General features: G+C 71.7%; 17 protein-coding genes, 2 tRNA genes and 1 riboswitch. Of the genes, 11 read left to right on the forward strand and 8 right to left on the reverse strand.

Features of this window, described 5'->3' with window-relative positions:
• Positions 1-54 precede the first annotated feature (54 nt).
• From ACFVSL_RS10620 to ACFVSL_RS10650, 7 genes are all read left to right on the forward strand, one after another.
• Positions 55-1,404 (forward strand): DNA polymerase IV, encoded by a 1,350-nt coding sequence (locus ACFVSL_RS10620; protein ID WP_386940856.1) that lies wholly within the window; start codon positions 55-57, stop codon positions 1,402-1,404.
• Between the two features lie 9 nt (positions 1,405-1,413).
• The gene (locus tag ACFVSL_RS10625) at positions 1,414-1,749 is read left to right on the forward strand and encodes a hypothetical protein (protein WP_386940858.1); all 336 of its coding nucleotides are present in this window, start codon (positions 1,414-1,416) and stop codon (positions 1,747-1,749) included.
• A 34-nt stretch (positions 1,750-1,783) separates the two neighbouring features.
• Positions 1,784-1,893: riboswitch (TPP riboswitch) on the forward strand.
• 38 nt (positions 1,894-1,931) lie between these two features.
• Positions 1,932-2,567, forward strand: coding sequence for an ECF transporter S component (locus tag ACFVSL_RS10630; protein WP_386940860.1), 636 nt, complete (start codon positions 1,932-1,934; stop codon positions 2,565-2,567).
• Positions 2,564-4,108, forward strand: coding sequence for an ABC transporter ATP-binding protein (locus ACFVSL_RS10635; protein WP_386940861.1), 1,545 nt, complete (start codon positions 2,564-2,566; stop codon positions 4,106-4,108). Before ACFVSL_RS10630 ends, ACFVSL_RS10635 begins: the two co-directional genes overlap by 4 nt.
• The gene (locus ACFVSL_RS10640; protein WP_386940863.1) at positions 4,105-4,902 is read left to right on the forward strand and encodes an energy-coupling factor transporter transmembrane component T family protein; all 798 of its coding nucleotides are present in this window, start codon (positions 4,105-4,107) and stop codon (positions 4,900-4,902) included. The genes ACFVSL_RS10635 and ACFVSL_RS10640 overlap by 4 nt, the downstream gene beginning before the upstream one ends.
• The gene (locus tag ACFVSL_RS10645) at positions 4,899-5,513 is read left to right on the forward strand and encodes an ATP-binding protein (RefSeq protein WP_386940865.1); all 615 of its coding nucleotides are present in this window, start codon (positions 4,899-4,901) and stop codon (positions 5,511-5,513) included. Before ACFVSL_RS10640 ends, ACFVSL_RS10645 begins: the two co-directional genes overlap by 4 nt.
• 55 nt (positions 5,514-5,568) lie before the next feature.
• Complete coding sequence (locus tag ACFVSL_RS10650; protein ID WP_386940867.1) at positions 5,569-5,826, forward strand: hypothetical protein; 258 nt, start codon at positions 5,569-5,571, stop codon at positions 5,824-5,826.
• 9 nt (positions 5,827-5,835) lie between these two features.
• Here ACFVSL_RS10650 and ACFVSL_RS10655 read toward each other — a convergent pair whose 3' ends face one another.
• The 6 genes from ACFVSL_RS10655 to ACFVSL_RS10680 form a co-directional block, all read right to left on the reverse strand.
• Positions 5,836-7,092, reverse strand: a complete 1,257-nt coding sequence (locus tag ACFVSL_RS10655; protein ID WP_386940869.1) for a hypothetical protein — start codon at positions 7,090-7,092, stop codon at positions 5,836-5,838.
• A 25-nt stretch (positions 7,093-7,117) separates the two neighbouring features.
• Positions 7,118-7,465 carry a metallopeptidase family protein gene (locus tag ACFVSL_RS10660; RefSeq protein WP_386940871.1) on the reverse strand — a complete coding sequence of 116 codons (348 nt, stop codon included), beginning with the start codon at positions 7,463-7,465 and terminating at the stop codon, positions 7,118-7,120.
• A gap of 100 nt (positions 7,466-7,565) precedes the next feature.
• Positions 7,566-7,641, reverse strand: a tRNA-His gene (locus ACFVSL_RS10665).
• Positions 7,642-7,685: 44 nt separating this feature from the next.
• Positions 7,686-8,312, reverse strand: coding sequence for an oligoribonuclease (gene orn, locus ACFVSL_RS10670; protein WP_386940873.1), 627 nt, complete (start codon positions 8,310-8,312; stop codon positions 7,686-7,688).
• Positions 8,313-8,354: 42 nt separating this feature from the next.
• Positions 8,355-8,427 (reverse strand) — tRNA-Arg (locus tag ACFVSL_RS10675).
• A gap of 30 nt (positions 8,428-8,457) precedes the next feature.
• Entirely contained in the window at positions 8,458-9,675 is a 1,218-nt protein-coding gene (locus tag ACFVSL_RS10680; protein ID WP_386940874.1) for a cation:proton antiporter, read from the reverse strand.
• A gap of 133 nt (positions 9,676-9,808) precedes the next feature.
• Here ACFVSL_RS10680 and nadE point away from each other — a divergent pair, with 133 nt between their 5' ends.
• The gene (gene nadE, locus ACFVSL_RS10685; protein ID WP_386940875.1) at positions 9,809-10,630 is read left to right on the forward strand and encodes an ammonia-dependent NAD(+) synthetase; all 822 of its coding nucleotides are present in this window, start codon (positions 9,809-9,811) and stop codon (positions 10,628-10,630) included.
• 6 nt (positions 10,631-10,636) lie between these two features.
• Here nadE and ACFVSL_RS10690 read toward each other — a convergent pair whose 3' ends face one another.
• Together ACFVSL_RS10690 and ACFVSL_RS10695 are read right to left on the reverse strand one after the other, a co-directional pair.
• Positions 10,637-11,320 carry a hypothetical protein gene (locus ACFVSL_RS10690; protein WP_386940877.1) on the reverse strand — a complete coding sequence of 228 codons (684 nt, stop codon included), beginning with the start codon at positions 11,318-11,320 and terminating at the stop codon, positions 10,637-10,639.
• A 403-nt stretch (positions 11,321-11,723) separates the two neighbouring features.
• Positions 11,724-12,731, reverse strand: a complete 1,008-nt coding sequence (locus tag ACFVSL_RS10695; RefSeq protein ID WP_386940879.1) for an aldo/keto reductase — start codon at positions 12,729-12,731, stop codon at positions 11,724-11,726.
• A 234-nt stretch (positions 12,732-12,965) separates the two neighbouring features.
• Here ACFVSL_RS10695 and ACFVSL_RS10700 point away from each other — a divergent pair, with 234 nt between their 5' ends.
• The 3 genes from ACFVSL_RS10700 (at position 12,966) to ettA (ending at position 15,820) form a co-directional block, all read left to right on the forward strand.
• Positions 12,966-13,511 (forward strand): single-stranded DNA-binding protein, encoded by a 546-nt coding sequence (locus ACFVSL_RS10700; protein WP_386940880.1) that lies wholly within the window; start codon positions 12,966-12,968, stop codon positions 13,509-13,511.
• Positions 13,512-13,595: 84 nt separating this feature from the next.
• On the forward strand, positions 13,596-14,084 hold the full coding sequence (locus tag ACFVSL_RS10705; RefSeq protein ID WP_386940882.1) for a DUF6993 domain-containing protein: 489 nt from the start codon (positions 13,596-13,598) through the stop codon (positions 14,082-14,084).
• A gap of 53 nt (positions 14,085-14,137) precedes the next feature.
• A complete protein-coding gene (ettA, locus tag ACFVSL_RS10710) occupies positions 14,138-15,820 on the forward strand; it encodes an energy-dependent translational throttle protein EttA (protein WP_386940883.1) in 1,683 nt (560 codons plus the stop codon).

The raw sequence follows: 15,820 nt of genomic DNA on the forward strand, positions 1-15,820 counted from the left end.
GGGCGGGGTCGCTCGCGACGGGAGGCTGTCGGTGGGCGCGGGTAGGGTCGGAGCATGAGCAAGCAGGACGGCTCGTCGCGGCAGGTGACGACGGGCCCGGTCGACGATTCGGCGACCCCGATCCTGCACGTCGACATGGACGCGTTCTTCGTCTCGGTCGAGCTCCTCAGGCGACCCGAGCTGCGCGGCAGGCCGGTCCTCGTCGGCGGCACCGCCGGCCGGGGCGTCGTGTCGGCCGCGAGCTACGAGGCGCGCCGCTACGGCGTGAACTCTGCCATGCCGATGTCGGTCGCCTTGCAGCGCTGCCCGAACGCGGTCGTGCTCCCCGGCGACTACGCGAGCTACTCGCGGTACTCGAAGGAGGTCATGCGCATCTTCGAGTCGATCACGCCGCTCGTCGAGCCGTTGTCGATCGACGAGGCCTTCCTCGACGTCTCGGGTGCGCGGCGCCTCCACGGCAGCCCGGCCGAGATCGCCTGGACGATCCGTCGGCGCGTGCACGACGAGACGGGTCTCACCTGCTCGATCGGGGTGGCCGCATCGAAGTACGTCGCGAAGGTGGCGTCGAGCCGGGCCAAACCCGACGGAATGCTGGTGGTCCCGGCATCCGACACGGTCTCGTTCCTGCACCCCCTGCCGGTCTCGGCACTGTGGGGCGTCGGCCGTGTGACGGAGGAGTCGCTGACGCGACTCGGACTCCGAACGGTCGGCGACGTCGCGGCGATGCCCGCCGACGCGCTCGAGCGGGCGGTCGGCCCCTCGCTCGCCGCCCGCCTGACCCGGCTCGCGAACGGCATCGACCCGCGCGACGTCGAGACGGCGCGATCCGAGAAGAGCATCGGGCACGAGGTGACGTTCGGGCACGACCTCACCGACCCCGAGCAGATCCGGCGCGAGCTGCTGCGCCTGTCCGACGACGTCGCCGTGCGCCTGCGGCGCGCCGGGCTCGTCGGTCGCACCGTCGTCCTGAAGCTCCGTTACGGCGACTTCCGCACGGTGACCCGGTCGCGCACCCTCGGCGAGCCGACCGACGTCGCGCGCCGCATCTACGACGAGGCGCAGGCGGCACTGCCAGAGCTCCTCGGCGACGGTGCACGCATCCGGCTGATCGGCGTGCGTGCCGAGCATCTGCGCCCGTCCGGCGGCGGCGCCATGCTCTGGGACCCAGACGAGGAGTGGCGCGAGGCCGAGCGTGCGGTCGACGAGGTGACGGCACGGTTCGGCCGCGGTGCGGTTCGCCCGGCCGCGCTCGTGCGAGCGGGCGAAGCCGCAGCACGGGTCGAGTCGATGCGGCGCACGGCCGCCGACCCCGAGGGGCGCGCGCGGCTCGCCGCCGAGCGGTCCGAGCAGTCGGAGGCCGACGAAGGTCGCACAGGGGTGGATCGAACCCAGTTCGGCGGGTAGCGTGGCGACATGGCTGATCTCGTACTCGAACTGGCAGAGACCGTCGCCGGCGTCGGCGTGAAGACCTCCTACGGCGAGCCGGTCGACCTCGACGGCACCAAGGTCGTGCCCGTGGCATTGGGCTACTACGGCTTCGGTGCCGGCAGCGGCAGCGACGGCAGCGGCGACCAGGCCGGCGGTGGAGGTGGCGGGGGGCTGTCCATTCCGCTCGGCGCATACGTCGGCCGCGGCGGAGGAGAAGTGCGCTTCGAACCGAACCTGATCGGGCTCATCCTCGTGGCGACGCCGCTCGTCTGGGTCACCGGCAAGGCGCTGCGCTGGGTCATCCGCGCGCTCAAGCACTGACCCGACGCCGCACCCCCGCGCCGGGCGTATACTCGTCAGCGAACACGGGAGTCCGGTGAGCCGGGCTGAGAGGAAGGTTCTCAACCTTCGACCGTCGAACCTGATCTGGGTCATGCCAGCGCAGGGAGGGCAATCGATCTCAATATCCCGTGCCTCTTTCCACGAATCGAAAGGGCACGACAGTGCACACCTCCGCATCCATCACACCGACCGCACGTGAAGCCGCGCCGAAGCGGAACTTCCGCTGGCGCGTCGTCGACATCGTCGTGGCGGCCGTCATCGCCGTCGCGACGGGCCTCCTGTTCCTGTTCTGGAACAACATCGGCTACGCCTGGTTCGTCGCCGCCGACGCGGTGACACCGGGGCTCGGCGGCATCGCCGTCGGCATCTGGCTCATCGGCGGCGTGCTCGGCGGCCTCATCATCCGCAAACCCGGCGCAGCGCTCTTCGTCGAACTCGTCGCGGCGATGGTCTCCGCACTGGTCGGCAACCAGTGGGGCATCGAGACGATCTACTCGGGCCTCGCGCAGGGTCTCGGCGCCGAACTCGTCTTCGCCCTCTTCCTGTACCGCCGCTTCGGCCTGACGCAGGCGATGCTCGCCGGTGCGGCCGCGGGCGCCGCCGCATGGACGCTCGAGCTCTTCACCTCGGGCAACCTGCAGAAGTCGGCCGAGTTCCTCGCGCTGTACTTCGGCACCGTCGTGGTCTCCGGGGCGGTCCTCGCGGGGCTCGTGGGCTGGGTGATCGTGCGCGCCCTCGCGGCGACCGGCGCGCTCAGCCGCTTCGCGGCCGGCCAGGACGTCACCCAGCGGGTGTGAGCGTGCCCCGTCCGTCGGCGCCGGCACCGGCCGCCATCGAGGCGCGCGGGTGGGGCTGGCGTCATGCCTCCCGGCTCCGCCCCGCGCTCGAGCACCTCGACCTCCGCATCCACCCGGGTGAGCGGGTCCTCCTCCTCGGTCCCTCCGGCGCGGGCAAGTCGACGCTGCTGCACGCCCTCGCCGGCGTGCACGGCGGCGATGACGAGGGCGAGGAGTACGGCGAGCTCACGGTCGACGGGGCCGCCCCCTCGGCGGCCAGGGGCCGGGCCGGACTCGTCCTCCAGGACCCCGACTCGCAGGTGATCCTCGCCCGGGTCGGCGACGACGTCGCCTTCGGCTGCGAGAACCTCGGAGTGCCGCGCGACGAGATCTGGCCCCGCGTGCGCGCGGCGCTCGCGGACGTCGGGCTCGACCTCACGCTCGATCACCCGAGTTCGGCGCTCTCGGGCGGCCAGAAGCAGCGGCTCGCCCTGGCGGGGGCGATCGCGATGCGTCCCGGGCTCCTCCTGCTCGACGAGCCGACGGCGAACCTCGATCCCGACGGGGTCCGCGAGGTGCGCGACGCGGTGGGGCGGGTGCTCGATCGCACGGGCGCGACGCTCGTCGTCGTCGAGCACCGCGTCGACGTGTGGCTCGAGCTCGTCGATCGCGTCGTCGTGCTCGGCCGCGACGGGCGGCTCCTCGCCGACGGAGCGCCGCGCGAGGTGCTCGCCGAGCAGCGAACGGCGCTCCTCGACGCCGGCGTGTGGGTGCCCGGTGCGCCGCTGCCGGGCGCCGGTGCGGTCGCCCGCGCCGGGGGCGGACCGACCGGGGTTCCCGCGTCCGGGCCGATGACCGCACCTCAGGGCCGGATCGATCGCCGGCCGGCGCTCACCGCGCGCGGACTCGCCATCGGCCGGCGCGCGGGCATGCTCGTGCAGCGGGGGCTCGACCTCGAGATCGCCGCGTCGGCGAGCACGGTGATCACGGGCCCGAACGGCGTGGGCAAGTCGACGCTCGCGCTCACCCTGGGCGGCCTGCTCCGACCGCTCGAAGGTCGCGTCGAGGCATCCGACGCCCTCGCCGGCGGCCTGAGGCGCGAACCGATCGGCTGGCGCTCGCGCGAGCTGCTCACCCGCATCGGGACGGTCTTCCAGGAGCCGGAGCACCAGTTCGTCGCCTCGACGGTCGAGGGCGAGCTCGCGGTCGGACTCCGCGCGCTGCGGCTCGATGACGCGGCGGTCACCGCCCGAGTCGACGAGCTCCTCGGGCGGCTCCGGCTCGATCACCTCGCCCGTGCGAATCCCTTCACCCTGTCGGGCGGCGAGAAGCGGCGACTCTCCGTCGCGGCGGTGCTCGCGGCACGCCCGTCGGTGCTCATCCTCGACGAGCCGACCTTCGGGCAGGACCGGTCGACCTGGATCGAGCTCGTCGCGCTCCTCCGCGAGCTCGTCGCCGACGGCCTCGCGCTCGTCTCGGTGACGCACGACGCCGCGTTCATCGCCGCGCTCGGCGACGAGCGGATCGCGCTCGCGCCGTCGACGACGAGGGAGTTCGCATGAGCACCGTCTCGCTCTCGGCGCCGCAGGATGCCACGCGCCTGCGCTTCGTCGACCGCGTGAACCCCGTGAGCCGCCTGGCCGCCGCGATGCTGCTCACCACGCCGCTCCTGCTCACCGTCGACTGGGTCAGCGCGGCGACTGCGCTCGGGATCCAGCTCGTGCTGTTCGCCCTCGCCGGGGTCACACTCCCGACGCTGCTCCGCCGCGCCTGGCCGGTGCTCGTCGCCGCGCCGATCGCCGGCATGAGCATGCTGCTCTACGGGGAGCCCTCGGGCGAGGAGTACTGGACCTTCTGGCTCGCCCGCGTCACCGACGGGTCGATCGAGCTCGCCATCGCCGTCACCGTGCGCGTGCTCGCGATCGGCCTGCCCGCGGTGCTGCTGTTCATGCACGTCGACCCGACCGAACTGGCCGACGGCCTCGCCCAGGTGTGGCACCTGCCGAGTCGATTCGTGCTCGGAGCCCTCGCCGGAGCCCGGCTCGTCGGGCTCTTCATCGAGGACTGGCAGGCGATGTCGCTGAGCCGCCGAGCTCGCGGCATCGGCGACCGGGGGGCGTTGCGGCGATTCGCGACGATGGCGTTCGCGCTGCTCGTGCTGGCGATCCGCCGCGGGTCGAAGCTCGCCACCGCGATGGAGGCGCGCGGGTTCGGCAGCGATGCGCCGCGCACCTGGGCGCGCGAGTCGAGGGTCGGCTGGCCCGATCTGGTGCTCGTCCTGCTCGCCGTCGCGATCGCCCTCGTCTCGATCGCCGCGGCGGTCTGGGCCGGGACGTTCCACCCGGTGTGGTCGTGAGCGACGGAGCCCACCGCCGCACCGCCGCGCTGCGGCTCGTGCAGGCCGCAGTACGGCGATCGAGCGCGGCCCACGGCGAATCCGGTGGGGCCTACGGCGCCGGCGGCGGTGCCGGCGCGGTCGTCGCGATCGACGGCCCGAGCGGATCGGGCAAGAGCACCTTCGCGGATGCGGTCGTCTCGGAATGGGCGGGCGGTCGCGCCCGGCTCGTGCGGCTCGACGAGGTCTACCCGGGCTGGCACGGCCTGGCCGCCGCCGCGGGTTCGCTCGATCGCACCCTGCTCGCCCCGCACTCCCGCCGCGTTCCGGGCGGGTGGCGGCGCTGGGACTGGGCGGCGGATCGTCCGGCCGACGCGGTCGTGCTCCCGCCGGTCGCGCCGCTCGTGGTCGAGGGGTGCGGCGCGTTCGAGGCGGTCGCGCGGCGCCGGGGTGTCGTCCGCGTCTGGCTGCGCGCCGCCGACGACACCCGCAGGCAGCGCGCGCTCGCCCGTGACGCGGGGAGGTTCGACCCCTACTGGGAGCTCTGGGAGACCGAGTGGCGACGCTACGTGCGACGCGTCGACCCACTGCGATCGGCCGACCTCGTCGTCACGCTGCCCGCCGTCGACTGACCGATTCGCCCCGAGCTTCGGGTGCAGAACGCCCGCCGAGGGCTACGGTGGACACATGAGTGCAGATTCGGTCGGCGCCCAGTACGTCGCAGAGTTCATCGACGGACCGCTCGAGGGCGAGTTCGACCACCGTGCCCTGGTGGGCGGCAAGGCCGAGCGGCGCATCGGCATGGTGGCGGCCGTCGACGGCCTCGAGTCCCTGTTCTGGTACGACGCCGTCGACGAACGGCAGGTGGGCGGCGACCTGCGGGTGAGGTTCCGCTTCGACGCCGACGACTCCGACCCCGTCGAGTCCGACGACGAGAACGACTGAGCCCCGCGCTCAGCCCGACTGCGCCCCGAAGAACGCCGCGATGAGCGGCGCCGGGTTGACGAGGCGCCACAGCGGCCCGGGGTCGTCGATGTCGGCCGAGAGCTCGAGCTCGCTGCCGATGTCGCCGTTCGCGGTCGGCACCGTCACGCTTCCGACAGCGCGTCCGGCGGGCGCGGTCGTGAACGGTTCCACGACGACGGATGCCTCGCCCGGATCGCTGCCCCACGCGGCATCCGTTCGACCGGTGCGCGCGATCAGCGACGCGGTGTCGCCCCAGGCCGTGCTGACGGTGCCGTACTCGCCGCCCTCGGCGATGACCGCGACCGGCTGGGAGGCGGCGGCGACCGAGGCGACGGCCTCGGCGACGGCCGGGTCGAGCGTCTCGTAGTCGGGCATGGTCGTCATGGCCCCGGTGACGCGGACGGGCTCGCCGCCGTCGGGGGCCGGCAGCACCGTGCTGAAGATGAAGCAGACGCCGGCCTGGTCGGTGTAGCTGCGCGAGAGGGCGCGCACCCCCTCCTCGCGGAGGTGGTCGATGACGTCGGGCACGTTGCGGGCGGTCGGATCCGAGGCCTCGGGCGCGGTGACCATCGCCGTGAGCGCCGGGTCGGCGTACACGAGCGCGCCGAGACGCGCGAGCTCCTCCGCTGTGCCGACGTTGTCGCCGGAGAGCCCGGTCGCGTCGGCGACCCGGGTCGCCTCGAACCCGTTGGCCTCGAGCCATGCGTTCGCCTCGTCGACGTACGCCTCGGGGCTGCCGAACGCCCAGCGGACGAGCGTGTCGGCGTGGTTGTTGCTCGAGGCGAGCAGCGTCGCGCGAACGACGTCGCGCTCCGACCAGGAGTCGCCGGGCGAGACCTGCAGCGTGCGGTTGCCCTCCTTCTCGTGGTCGAGGTAGTTCGTGTAGTCCTCGGGACCGATCGTGATCGAGGGGCCGGGCCCGTTCGCCGGGAGGGGCAGCGAGTCGAGGGTCGCGAGCACCGCGACGAGCTTCGCGGCGCCGCCGATCGGGACGGGCTCGGGGTCGCCGCTGACGGCGAGGGTCTCGGCCGAGCCGTCGTCGCCGACGATCGCGAGCGCGCTCGCGCCGCCGTCGGGGAGCACGATGGGCGCGGCGGGCTCGCCCGCGGTCGCGGAGGCGGCCTCAACGCGGACGGTGGCTTCGGGGAGCGGGCCGAGCAGCATCGCCGGCCCGTAGACGCCGATGGCGAGGATCGCGACGGCGCCCAGGGCGATACCGACGATCCGGCCGGGGGAGAGACTCATGAGAATCAGCGTAACGGTGCGCGGATCACGCCCAGCCCAGCTCGTGCAGCCGGTCGTCGTCGATTCCGTAGAAGTGGGCGATCTCGTGCACGAGCGTCACGTGGATCTCGTCGCGCAGTTCGTCTTCGTCGTCGCAGATCGCGAGCAGCGACTCGCGATAGAGGATGATGCGGTCGGGCATCTCGCCGAAGCCGTAGCGGTCGCGCTCGGTCAGTGCGAAGCCGTCGTAGAGGCCGAGGAGGTCGAGCGACCCGTCCTCGGGGCGATCCTCGACGACGAACACCACGTTCTCGAGTCCGTCGACCATGTCGTCGGGCAGGAGGTCGAGCTCGTCGACGACGAGAGCTTCGAAGGCTTCGGGGTCGAGCTCCACGATTCTCCTCCGTCGATGCGTGCGTCGTTGCGGTCGGTGATGCGTCGGATCTGCCGAAACGCGAAGCGCGGGCCCGTTCTGGACCCGCGCTTCGCGGACTTGGGGTGAGTAACGGGGCTTGAACCCGCGACCTCCTGGACCACAACCAGGCGCTCTACCAACTGAGCTATACCCACCATGTGTCGGACCGCCGTGGCGATCAGGCAACTAGAAGAGCGTACTACACCTTCTGCTTCTGCTCGAACTCGGCGACCACCTCGGCGGCGAGCGCCTGGAGTTCGTGGCTCGCGGGCCCCGGGTCGGCGACGAAGATCGCACGTCGGTAGTAGTGCAGCTCGCGGATCGACTCGAGGATGTCGGCGAGTGCGCGGTGCCCGCCGTTCTTCGCCGGCGCGTTGAAGTAGGCGCGCGGGAACCACCGCTTGGCCAGCTCTTTGATCGAGGAGACGTCGACGTTGCGGTAGTGCAGGTGGGCGTCGAGCCTCGGCATGAACTTCGTGAGGAACGCCCGGTCGGTGCCGATCGAGTTGCCGGCGAGCGGCGCCTTCTGCTCGTCGGGCACGTGCTGCAGCACGTACTCGAGCACCTGGTACTCGGCATCGGCGAGGCTGACCCCATTGGGGATCTCTTCGATGAGACCCGACTCGGTGTGCATGCGACGGACGAACTCGCCCATCGACTCGAGCGCACTGGCATCGGGCTTGATCACGATGCTGAGGCCCGCATCGACGGGGTTGAGGTCGTAGTCGGTGATGACGACCGCGATCTCGACGAGCTCATCGACCTCGAGGTCGAGCCCGGTCATCTCGCAGTCGATCCAGACCAGTCGGTCGCTCGAAGAAGCCATGCGGCGAGTCTACCGGGGAGCGCCGACACGCCCGACGCGCGGTGCCCCCGGCAGGAATTGAACCTGCGACCAAGAGATTAGAAGGCTCCTGCTCTATCCGCTGAGCTACGGGGGCGGTCCTGGCAAGCATACCGGGCGCGGCAGGTCACCCCTCGGTCGGCACGTGCACGTCGTCGGTGCGCGTGCGCTGCCGGGAGCCGCCGCGCTTGCGCAGCGCGAGCGCGATGAGCGGGAACAGCAGCACCGAGAGCATGCCGGCGCCGACGAGCGCTGCGGCCGTGCCGCTCGCGAGGTCGCCGGCGTCGACGCCGATCGCCGTCACTGCGACGATGATCGGCAGCCCGGTCGCGCCGAACAGCGCGGTCGCGGCGAGATCGCGGGGGCCGGATCCTGCCGGTGCCGCCAGGAGCGACGGGAGCCCCCGGATCACGAGGAGGAGCACGAGGAAGACCGGCAGCATCGCGAGCGTCCGTCCATCGGCGAAGAGGGCCTCGAGATCGAAGGTGACGCCCGTGTTGATGAAGAAGATCGGGACGAGGAACCCGTAGCCGACCCCCTCGAGCTTCGACTCGATGGCCTCGGCGTCGTGCTTCGGCGCGCCGACGAGGAGCAGCCGGTAGAGCACGCCCGCGGTGAACGCGCCGAGGAGCATGTCGAGCTCGAGCACGATGCTGAGGGCGACGAGCGCGAGCAGCACGAAGATGACGAGCCGCACGGCGAACTGCCCGCTCGTGTGCAGCGTCGCGGTGATCACCTGGTGCATCCGCCGCCCGACGCCCTTGGCCGCCAGCCAGATCGCGACGCCCGCGACGACGGCGAAGCCGAGCAGCACGATCGCCGCGACGAGCGGCGAGCGCCCGCTCAGGAACAGCGAGATCGCGAGCAGCGGACCGAACTCGCCCACGGCCCCGAGCGCGAGCACCGAGAGGCCGAACGGCGAGGCGAGATCGCCCGAGTCGCGGAGGACCGGCATGATCGTGCCGAGCGCCGTCGAGGTGAGTGCGATGCCGATGAACGCGGCGGCGGGCAGGTCGGGGGCGAAGAGCGCGGCGATGCCGACCCCTGCGGCGAGCGAGATGATCCAGCCCATCGCCGCCCGGTTCAGCGGCCGGCCCCGGATGGCCCGGAAGTCGATCTCGTTGCCGGCGAGGAAGAAGAGCATGGCGAGGCCGAACTCGGCGATCAGGCCCATGAAGTCGTCGGGCACGACCCAGCCGAGCACCGACGGACCGAGCAGCAGGCCCAGCACGATCTCGAACACGACGAGCGGGATCGCCACCCAGCGACCGAGCCCGCGCACGAGCAGCGGCGCGACGACCGCGATCGCCGGCACGAGCACCATGGTGCCGATCGAGACTTCCATGTGACCTCCCCCGGGGCAGCTTCCCTGTCGCGATGCTAACGGAGCCCCGGGGGAGGCGCCCTGCGGCGCGGCGCCGCTGTCGAACCGGCCCGCCCGTTTCCTCCCCGAAACACGACGGCGGTATCGTCGGGACATGCGAGACCTGCAGGCGCGAATCATCGCCGAGCTCAACGTCAGCCCGACCATCGACCCGTCAGCCGAGGTGCGCTCCCGCATCGAGTTCCTGAAGGACTACCTGCGGGCCACCCGTTCGAACGGACTCGTGCTCGGCATCAGCGGAGGTCAGGACTCGACGCTCGCCGGGCGCCTCTGCAAGATCGCCGTCGACGAGCTCGCCGCCGAGGGGGTCGAGGCGCGTTTCGTCGCGGTCCGGCTGCCCTACGGTGTGCAGCGCGACGAGGACGACGCCCAGCTCGCCCTGCGGTTCATCGACCCGCAGGAGACGGTCGACTTCAACATCAGGGGCGGCGTCGACGGGGTCGCGAGCGACTTCGAGACCGCGCTGGGCGAGCCCATCAGCGACTTCGGCAAGGGCAACGTGAAGGCGAGGATGCGCATGGTCGCGCAGTACGCGATCGCGGGCGAAGGCGGCCTGCTCGTCGTCGGCACCGATCATGCAGCGGAGGCGATCACCGGCTTCTTCACGAAGTTCGGCGACGGCGGTGCCGACGTGCTGCCGCTCACGGGGCTCACGAAGCGACAGGGGAGGGCGCTGCTCGAGTCGCTCGGTGCGCCCGAACGGCTCTTCCTCAAGGTTCCGACCGCGGACCTGCTCGACGGGCAGCCCGGCCAGTCGGACGAGGCGAACCTCGGCCTGCGCTACGCCGACATCGACGCCTACCTCGAGGGCGAGGCGATCGACGAGCAGGTCGCCGAGAAGCTCGAGGCGCGGTTCATGCAGACCCGCCACAAGCGCACCGTGCCGGTGTCGATGTTCGACGAATGGTGGCGGTAGCCCCGATCAGCGGGGCACGTCCGCCGACGGCACGCTCGCCGTGGAGCCGGTGCCCTCCGCCGTGATCGTCGGCGTGGGCGCGGTCGCGGCTCCTGCGGTGTCGGTGATGGTCACGGCGTCGCGATAGCGGTCGTGGTGCTGCTGGGCGACCCAGGCCTCCTGCTCGTCGATGGTCGACTGCTCAGGCGTCTCGTCGCGCTGGGTGCGCCACCGCGCGAGGTCGTTCTGGAACTGGCGCTTCGTGCGCGACGGGTGTCGCTGCCACTCGAGCAGGCGGTCCCGGAACTCGACCACCGCGGGGTCGAGCTGGTAGCCGAAGGTCGCCGACGCCCGCTTCAGCTCGTGCAGCTGGTGGGCGGCCCAGTTCGCGGCGATGTCGGAGCCGCGGATCGGCAGGAGCCGGACGAGGATGTCGGCCTGGCCGACGGCGCGGTCGGCGAGCACCTGCTCCTGCGGCGTGAGCGAGTTCCACACCGAGGCTTCGGTCGCCGCGTCGACGAGGGCGGCGATCGCAGCCGTCTTGGCTTCGCGATCGCGCTGCGCGACGACGCGCTTGACCGCGGCGCTCGAGATCCAGGCTGCGAGCAGCCCGGCGGCGAGGACCGCGACGAAGAGCACGATCGCGGTGAACACCGTCGACTGCGATTCGCTCGAGGTGAGCCAGGAGATGAGGTCGTTCCACCACTGCATGGCCGCAGGCTACCCCCGCGCAGCGCATGCGCGATCGACCCCCGACGGCGCGCCCCGAATCGCGGCAGGACGCCGGGTCACCTGAAGAGCTCGGCCGCTTCTCGCGCCGACCAGAACTCGCCGAGCTCGGTCGCGCGCAGCGTGCCTGCGGCGAGTCGCCGCACCGCGAAACGCCCGTCGTCGCCGGCCCCGCGGTGCTCGACGTTGGCCGAGCACCGCGCCGTCGGCCCTGGCGACCCGCCAGAGGCCCGGCGCTGCGGGCGTGAACGCGAGCCCGGGGATCTCGACGGGGAACGGCTCTCGGATGCGCGGCTGCGGCGCGATGGTCGTCATGGTGCTCCTCTCGACGTCGCAGCCGGCCCTGCGGGGTTTCCTCGAAGACTAGGCGAGGCCGCCGACATCGTCAGCCGAGGACGGTGCCGTGCGCTGCGAAGGGCTCGATCCTGGCGATCTCCGCGCTCGTGAGCGGTGCGGCGTCGAGCGCCGCGACGTTCTGCTCGAGCTGGGCGACGCTCGATGCGCCGACGAGGGCGCTCGCGACGAGCGGCTGGCGCAGCACCCACGAGAGCGCGAGCTGTGCGAGCGACTGCCCCCGCTCGCGCGCGATCGCGTCGAGCGCGCGCGCCCGCTCGAGGTACTCTGGGCTGATCCGCTCCGCGGGCAGGAACCGGCTCGTCGCCGCGCGCGATCCGGCGGGCACCTCGCCCGAGAGGTAGCGGTCGGTCAGCAGGCCCTGCGCGAGCGGCGAGAACACGATGCTCGCGGCTCCGGCCTCCTCCAGGGCGGGGAACAGCCCGTCCTCGACGCCGCGGTCGAACATCGAGTAGCGGGGCTGGTGGATGAGCAGCGGCACGCCTTCCGCGGCGAGCGCCGCGGCAGCGGCCCGGGTCTCGTCGGGTCCGTAGTTCGAGATGCCGACGTAGAGCGCCTTGCCCTGCCTGACGGCGGTCGCGAGCGCGCCCATCGTCTCCTCGACCGGCGTCTCGGGGTCGGGGCGGTGCGAGTAGAAGACGTCGACGTAGTCGAGGCCGAGGCGACCGAGGCTCCGGTCGAGCGAGGCGAGGACCGACTTGCGCGATCCCCACTCGCCGTAGGGGCCCGGCCACATCTCGTACCCGGCCTTCGACGACACGATCAGCTCGTCGCGGTACGGCGCCAGGTCGCCGGACAGCATCCGGCCGAAGTTCTCCTCGGCCGATCCGGGCGGTGGCCCGTAGTTGTTCGCGAGGTCGAAGTGCGTGATGCCGAGGTCGAACGCGCGCCGGACGATCGCGCGCTGCGTCTCGAAGGGGCGATCGTGGCCGAAGTTGTGCCACAGCCCGAGCGAGAGCGCGGGCAGCTTCAGGCCGCTCCGGCCGACCCGGTTGTATCGCATGCGGTCGTAGCGGTCGGGGGAGGCGTTGTACGGCATCCCGCCACTCTAGGTCGGCGCGCTCGCCTGCGGCGGCGCCGCGGCAACGGAACGTCACCTCTCCTCGACAGCACGGCGGCATCGCTCCTGGTGCACAGATCGGCGACGACGGTCCGGATGCCACGGCGCCCGCGCCGAGCATGGGGGCACGTGGTTCCGGGGCGGTGTCCGGCACGAGGCCGTCCCGGAGCCACGAGTCGCCGATCCGCGGCGGCGCCAGACCGAGGAGTACACATGAGCGACACCATCACGGTGACCGGCGTCGTCGGCACCGATCCCCACCAGCACGTCACGGGCGACGGGCTCGTCATCACGTCGTTCCGGGTCGCGTCGACCCGGCGCTTTTTCGACCGCGCCAAGGGCGAGTGGGCCGACGGCGAGACCAACTGGTACGGCGTCTCGGCGTTCCGCCAGCTCGCGCGCAACGCGAGCCTGTCCATCCGCAAGGGCGAGCGCGTCATCGTGCAGGGCCGGCTCCGCCAGCGAGCATGGGAGACCGCGACGAAGTCGGGCACCTCGGTCGAGATCGAGGCCGACGCCATCGGTCACGACCTCGCATGGTGCGTCAGCACCTACGCGCGGGTGCAGGCTCCCCGGCCCGAGGCGGCCGAGCACGACGGGGCCGCAGAGCCGGGGGCGGAGGCGGAGGAGGGCGAGTCCGGCGGCGCGCCCGGCGCCGACGGCGCGACCGACTGGTCGCTGCTCGAGGCCTCGCTGGCGGGCGGCGGCGACGACGGGGCATCCGCCCTCGACGGCGTCGCGGCCGCCGGACACGACTGAACCGACGGCCGCGGCCGCCCGGTGCCGAGCGCGGTCGACCGCATAGACTCGGCTCGGGCGGTCGACACCGCGGTGAGGGGAAGCATGGCACGGCGGAACGGGACCACGGGGGCGCTCGCGCTCGCCGCAGCGGCGCTCACGCTCGGGCTCTCCGGGTGCACCCTCTTCGGTGGCGGCGATCCGTCGCCCTCTGCCGCGCCGTCCGCGACCGGCACGGCGACCCCCACGCCGACCGCGCCGCCCACGTTCCGGCCCGAGCTGTCGGCGTCCGAGAACCTGGCCTTCTTCAACTCGGTGAACAACGCGGTCGTGGCGGCGAACGCCGAGGCGGGGGGCCGCGACTTCATCGACGCGCTCGTCGCCGCCGGCTTCGACAAGGCGGCGATGGAGGTCACGGCCGATCGCACGACCGTCGACCTCGATGCCGACTCGGTGCAGTTCGCGGTCCTCTTCCAGGACGAGTGCCTCGTCGGGCAGTACGGCCCGAAGTCCGGCGGGGTCCACGGTGCGGTGCGCCCGGTGCTCGGAACCGGCGACTGTCTCGTCGGTGAGACTCGCCCCATAGACTGGTAGGCGACACGGCGGGCCGCGTTCGGCCGCTACCGCATGGGGTTTGAGGGAAGATCTTGGCTGATTACATTTACTCGATGGTTCGCGCGCGCAAGGCGGTGGGCGACAAGGTCATCCTCGACGACGTGACCATGGCGTTCCTGCCCGGAGCGAAGATCGGCGTCGTCGGCCCGAACGGCGCCGGCAAGTCCACGATCCTGAAGATCATGGCCGGTCTCGACCAGCCGTCGAACGGCGAGGCCAAGCTCACGCCCGGCTACTCGGTGGGCATCCTCATGCAGGAGCCCGAGCTCGACGAGTCGAAGACCGTGCTCGAGAACGTGCAGGAGGGCGTCGGCCCGATCAAGGCCAAGCTCGACCGGTTCAACGAGATCTCGTTGCTCATGGCCGAGCCCGATGCCGACTTCGACGCGCTGCTCGCCGAGATGGGCACCCTCCAGGAGGAGATCGACGCGGCCGACGCCTGGGACCTCGACTCCCAGCTCGAGCAGGCGATGGACGCGCTGCGCTGCCCGCCGGGCGACGAGCAGGTCTCGGTGCTCTCGGGCGGCGAGAAGCGCCGGGTCGCCCTCTGCAAGCTGCTGCTGCAGAAGCCCGACCTGCTGCTCCTCGACGAGCCCACCAACCACCTCGACGCGGAGAGCGTGCTCTGGCTCGAGCAGCACCTCGCCAAGTACCCCGGCGCCGTGCTCGCCGTCACCCACGACCGGTACTTCCTCGACCACGTCGCCGAGTGGATCTGCGAGGTCGACCGCGGTCGCCTCTACCCCTACGAGGGCAACTACTCGACCTACCTCGAGAAGAAGCAGGAGCGACTCACCGTCCAGGGCAAGAAGGACGCGAAGCTCGCGAAGCGCCTGAAGGAAGAGCTCGAGTGGGTCCGCTCGAACGCGAAGGGCCGCCAGGCGAAGTCGAAGGCGCGCCTCGCCCGCTACGAGGAGATGGCGTCGGAGGCGGAGCGCACGCGGAAGCTCGACTTCGAGGAGATCCAGATCCCGGCCGGTCCCCGCCTCGGCGACATCGTGCTCGAGGTCAAGAACCTCAAGAAGGGCTTCGGCGACCGCATCCTCATCGACGGGCTGAGCTTCTCACTGCCCCGCAACGGCATCGTCGGCATCATCGGCCCGAACGGCGTCGGCAAGACCACGCTCTTCAAGACGATCGTCGGGCTCGAACCGGCCGACGGCGGCTCGGTGAAGATCGGCGAGACCGTGCAGATCTCCTACGTCGACCAGACCCGCGGCGGCATCGACCCGAACAAGTCGCTCTGGGAGGTCGTGTCCGACGGGCTCGACTACATCCAGGTCGGCAAGGTCGAGGTCCCGAGCCGCGCGTACGTCTCGACCTTCGGCTTCAAGGGGCCCGACCAGCAGAAGCGCGCCGGCATCCTCTCGGGCGGTGAGCGCAACCGGCTGAACCTCGCGCTCACCCTCAAGCAGGGCGGCAACCTTCTGCTGCTCGACGAGCCGACCAACGACCTCGACGTCGAGACCCTCTCGAGCCTCGAGAACGCGCTCCTCGAGTTCCCCGGCTGCGCCGTGGTCATCACCCACGACCGGTGGTTCCTCGACCGCATCGCCACGCACATCCTCGCCTACGAGGGCACCGACGAGAACCCGTCGAACTGGCACTGGTTCGAGGGCAACTTCGAGGCCTACGAGGCGAACAAGGTCGAGCGCCTCGGCGCCGACGCCGCGAAGCCGCACCGCTCGACGTACCGCAAGCTGACGCGGGACTGA

The organism is Agromyces sp. NPDC058064 (assembly GCF_042885275.1).
Lineage (GTDB): Bacteria > Actinomycetota > Actinomycetes > Actinomycetales > Microbacteriaceae > Agromyces.